Consider the following 4870-nt stretch of genomic DNA (forward strand, 5'->3'; position numbering starts at 1 on the left):
AGGATGGACTACTTCTAATTTGAGTTACAGTGGAGTGATAGCTTCTAATGAATATAATAAATCCCACAGTGGTAATTATTTAGCCTCCTTAGGGCCTATTGGTATTATCGGTTTTCTGTCACAGAATATCCCTACAACAATTGGTCAGACTTACGAACTCAGTTTGTTTCTAAAGAATCAGAGTCAGGGTGCGTTCCCCAATCAGTTTCAGATATTTCTTAGTGGAGATAACATCTTTAATCAAGTTAATATTGACCCTCCAGATTACACTAAATACTCGTTTAACTTTATAGCAACAGCAGCGTCTACAGAATTGAAATTTGGTGTTCGACACGAGCCTGCACATTTATTTTTAGACGATGTGAATGTTATTGCCATTCCTGTTCCTGAACCCCTTTCACTCGGTGGTATAGTAGTTGCTGGTGTTATCGGGTTGTGCATGAAGCGTAAGTAAAATTCATTTGCAGTCACTTTATCTAATGCTAAAAATCTCTAACCTTAACGTTTACTACGGCGAAAGCCACATTCTCCGCAATGTAGATTTAAGCGTACCATCTGGGCAAATGATATGCCTAATTGGACGCAATGGCGTAGGGAAATCTACTTTACTAAAAACAATTATGGGTTTACTCAAACCCCGTAGTGGTACTATTAACTTAGCTGGAGAATTAATCAACTCGAAATCTCCAGACCAAAGGGCAAAGTTAGGAATCGGTTATGTCCCCCAAGGACGAGAAATTATCCCCCGGTTGACAGTTAAAGAAAATCTGCTGTTGGGGTTAGAAGCTAGACGCAAACCAGTAAAAAAAGCAGAAATTCCACAGGAAGTTTTTAGCTTATTCCCGGTGTTAAAAACCATGCTTTCGCGGATGGGTGGTGATTTGAGTGGGGGACAGCAGCAACAATTAGCGATCGCACGTGCTTTAATGGGAGAACCTCAATTACTCGTCTTAGATGAACCTACCGAAGGTATTCAACCCTCCATCATCCTAGAAATTGAAGCCGCAGTCCGTCGCATTGTCGAAACCACAGGCATTTCGGTTTTATTGGTAGAGCAACATTTGCACTTTGTCCGTCAGGCTGATTACTATTACGCTATGCAAAAAGGTGGTATTGTCGCCTCCGGTTCCACAGCCGAACTCAGCCAAGATGTGATTCAACGCTTTTTAGCTGTTTAAGTAAATAGAATTCAGGAGTCAGGAGCCAGAATACCCTTTCAGGGAAGCAAGCTACAGAATTGAATTGGAATGTGACTGGCAAATAGTGTAACCTTAGCGAGTATTCGAGCGTCGCGTCTGAAGAAACGGGTTTAAGTTCCCCACTTTCTTGTTCTGAATTCTGAATTCTGAATTCTGTATTCTTCAATTTTTGATATTTCTATATCAATTGTATCTGAAGCAATTAAGTCTGCGGCTTCTTGTAAAAGCTCATGTTGTTCCTTTTGAATTGCTTCTAATCGATGAGAAATTTCTGCTAATCGTTGTTGCTTACTTGGTTGAAAATTTTCAGGTAACAAAGCTGGCAGGTTATCAATTGTTTTAGTAGGTGTCATTCGTTGAACAGCAAAACTGCCAACTTTAGTTAAGGAGATAAAACTAACTTTAATCAAAGCCTGAAGCAATTTTAACGGAACTTGGAGTATTGACCAACTAGCTGTTTCAATCAAGCGGACAATTGCTTTGATGATGCTCCAGATGATAGCGATCGCAAACAGCAAAATCACTATACTAATAATTGGGTGATTAGCCGCCCAACCTAGTACTTGAACTAACCTAAAAAATATCGGGTGTTGTGTCAGCCAATCACTTACAGAAGATGCGATACCTTCGGTGGGCTTCGCCAACGCATCTTTAACTGCTCCCGATGTTGTACTCTTAAACTTATCAGCAGTTTGCCAAGTTTCCTCTAAACTTGTGGTAACTGTATCAATTGCTTTATCAGTCGTTGTAGTTGCTGTTGCCTTCAAAGACTCCCCAACTTGTTGTGCTGAGTTACTTAGAGAGTTAACATTTTCACTTACAAAATCTTTCACATTTTGTAAGCGTTGCAAAACTCCGTTAGATAAATGTATGTCTATTTGGGATGCCATAAAACATTTCACCAAGGTTGAAATCTAACTTGCAATTTGCTTTCTATCTCTATCAGACATCCTAACGAGGTAACAAAAGTTCTCTATATAGATAGGACTTACGCACGCTCTACGAATTCTTGGCGTTCTTGGCGTCTTGGCGGTTCGATAAATTAAGCCTTTCGGCGATTTTTGCGTAAGTCCTGATAGATTCTGATATGGATTGTTTCTAAATCTCTTAATTATACCACAAAACTTTTCTGCAAGAGGTCTATTGGCTCTATGAATATTAATCTTTGCTAATTTCCCACTTAATCCCACAAAACCCCCCTCGTATTTTTTTGTGATTGTTGAGAATATTAATTTGTGATGAATAACGAACGGCAAAAGTCTAGAAACCTGAACACTTTAAAAAGTAAATTAAGTGACAGATATTACAGATAGCAATGATACTCGTTATTCTTTTAGTGAGGTAAAACACCCAGTTAGTAAAATAAGTAGGTCAGCGTAAAAATTTGTCGTTGGGATAAGGCAGTAAGCAGGAGGTATAAGGCAATAAGAAAGACAATTTTCCCTGAATTTATCTATTGAGAAGATACGTTTTCATTATGTCCACGAAACCATAAAAATGCTTGCTCAAAAACCTGAGCCTATTTTATTGGCCAAGGTTTTCCACAAGCTTACAGATTTGGGTCGTATTCATCCCGTTCCAGTTAATGTTAACGCTTCGTAAATAGGTGAAGGTATCGATCTACCTAATTTAAGTAATCGTACAAAATTAATTACACAAAATCTGGTCTGAAATCTTTGACTGGTAAAGAATTGGCAAATAAGCAATATGTAATTAATTCTGTCGTGGTACTTAATATTCATGCAGGGGGTCTAATGCTCCCAGGTAACTTACATTAAGTAAATTTATAGAGAGAACTATGGAAGGCACACTTTTCACTGAACTTACTCTGAGTGAAGAAGCCAGCTTGGCAGGTGGTTGTAGGGGTAACAACAGGTTCAACGGCGGCAATGCCAATCGCGGCGGCAATGGCGGCAATGCCAATGGCGGTGGCGGCGGCAGAGGGGGTAGCGGCGGCAATGGCGGCAATGCAATTGTCATTGTTATCGGATCGGGTCAGGGCACTGCCATTGGTGGCAATGGTGGCAGTGGGGGTGGCGGCGGCAGTGGGGGTGGCGGCGGCAATGGCGGTGGCGGCGGCACAGGGGGAGCGCGGTGATGGGCATTGGTGTCAACTTAAGCAAACAGAAACCATAAGATGTAATCTAAGAACATCTTGATTGATGTTCTTAGTGATACATCATGGTGAGTGCCCAAGCAATATCAAAAAGGCTTCAAAGCGGACTTTAACTCACTTTGTGCTTGTTCCAACGCCTCTGGTAATTTACTCGCATCGCGTCCGCCTGCTTGGGCTAAGTTCGGTCTTCCACCGCCACCGCCACCACAGATTTTAGCGATCGCACCTACAAATTTACCAGCTTGCAAACCTTTTTTGTTCACTTCTGGACTAAAAGCTGCAACTATACTAACTTTCCCCTCTTCGGGAACAGAACCCAGCACCACTGCACCGTTACCGATTTTTTGCAGTAAGCGTTCGGCTGCGGTTTTCAATGATTCTGGATCAACATCTTCTAATTGGGCGACAATAATTTTAGAATCGCCTACAGTTTGGGCTGTTTGCAGCAAGCTGTCAGATTTTGCGATCGCTAGCTGTACCTTTAAGGTTTCCAATTCTTTCTGACTATTTCTCAGTTCGCTTTGCAGACTTGTGATTCTGTCTGGTAATTCTTCGGGTTTAACTTTAAAGCGATCGCTCAAATCTTTAACTACTTTATCCCGAAGATTGAGATAATCTAGTATTGCTGGCCCCGAAACAGCTTCAATCCGCCGCACCCCAGAAGCCACACCAGCTTCGGAAATAATTTTAAATACGCCAATTTCAGCCGTGTTACTCACATGAGTTCCACCGCACAGTTCCATTGATACGTTGGGGAAGTCAATCACGCGCACTTCTTCGCCGTATTTTTCGCCGAACATGGCAACAGCACCCCTAGCTTTCGCCTCTGCTAAAGGTAATACTTCGACTTTTGCAGCATGTGCTTCAGCAATCCAAGTGTTCACCTGTTCTTCAATTTGTTGCACTTCTTCTGCTGTCAATGCGCGGGGACAGTTGAAGTCAAAGCGCAACCTGTCAAAGGATACTAGGGAACCAGCTTGAGATATGCTATCATCAACAATTTTTTTCAAAGCCGCTTGCAACAGGTGGGTTGCGGTATGGTTAGCTTGGGCGCGACGGCGACAAGCTGGATCAATTTGGGCTGTAATATGATCGCCTACGCGCAGTGTACCGCGTTCGATGCGTCCGAAGTGAACAAAGAAATCAGATTCTTTCTTCACATCTTCCACCCGAACAACGATACCATCACCAGAGATATAACCGCGATCGCCGATTTGTCCCCCAGATTCACCATAAAATGGCGTTTTGTCAAGGACAATTTGCACCTCTGTCCCCACTTCTGCTTCCTCTTGAGAAACACCTTCTACCAAAATCGCTTCGACTTTTGCCGTCGCCGCCGATTCGGTATAGCCTAAAAACTCGGTGACTTGGATGTGTTCTGCCAATTTGTCGAGGGAACCTTGCACAGTTAAATCGATGGTTTCATGTGCTGCTTTGGCACGTTCCACCTGTTTTTGCATTTCGGCATCGAATCCCACTTCATCAACTGTGAGATTATTTTCTTCAGCAACTTCTTGAGTAAGTTCCAGGGGAAATCCGTAGGTGTCATAAAGGC

General features: G+C 42.4%; 5 protein-coding genes. 3 read left to right on the forward strand and 2 right to left on the reverse strand.

Annotation, left to right across the window (positions count from 1 at the left end; translation table 11 throughout):
• On the forward strand, positions 1 to 454 hold a 454-nt coding region (locus tag LC574_RS26670; protein ID WP_229456628.1), incomplete at its 5' end, for a hypothetical protein.
• Between the two features lie 25 nt (positions 455 to 479).
• Positions 480 to 1178: an urea ABC transporter ATP-binding subunit UrtE gene (urtE, locus tag LC574_RS26675; RefSeq protein WP_229456630.1), complete on the forward strand. Its 699-nt coding sequence runs from the start codon at positions 480 to 482 to the stop codon at positions 1176 to 1178.
• A 131-nt stretch (positions 1179 to 1309) separates the two neighbouring features.
• Here the strand turns inward: urtE and LC574_RS26680 are convergent, their stop codons facing one another.
• Positions 1310 to 2089, reverse strand: a complete 780-nt coding sequence (locus LC574_RS26680; protein ID WP_229456632.1) for a hypothetical protein — start codon at positions 2087 to 2089, stop codon at positions 1310 to 1312.
• 908 nt (positions 2090 to 2997) lie between these two features.
• Between LC574_RS26680 and LC574_RS26685 the strand changes: the two genes are divergently transcribed.
• Positions 2998 to 3297 carry a hypothetical protein gene (locus LC574_RS26685; protein WP_229456633.1) on the forward strand — a complete coding sequence of 100 codons (300 nt, stop codon included), beginning with the start codon at positions 2998 to 3000 and terminating at the stop codon, positions 3295 to 3297.
• A gap of 104 nt (positions 3298 to 3401) precedes the next feature.
• Here the strand turns inward: LC574_RS26685 and alaS are convergent.
• On the reverse strand, positions 3402 to 4870 hold a 1469-nt coding region (gene alaS / locus LC574_RS26690; RefSeq protein WP_229456634.1), incomplete at its 5' end, for an alanine--tRNA ligase.

This window comes from Nostoc sp. CHAB 5715 (assembly GCF_020829685.1).
GTDB lineage: Bacteria > Cyanobacteriota > Cyanobacteriia > Cyanobacteriales > Nostocaceae > Nostoc.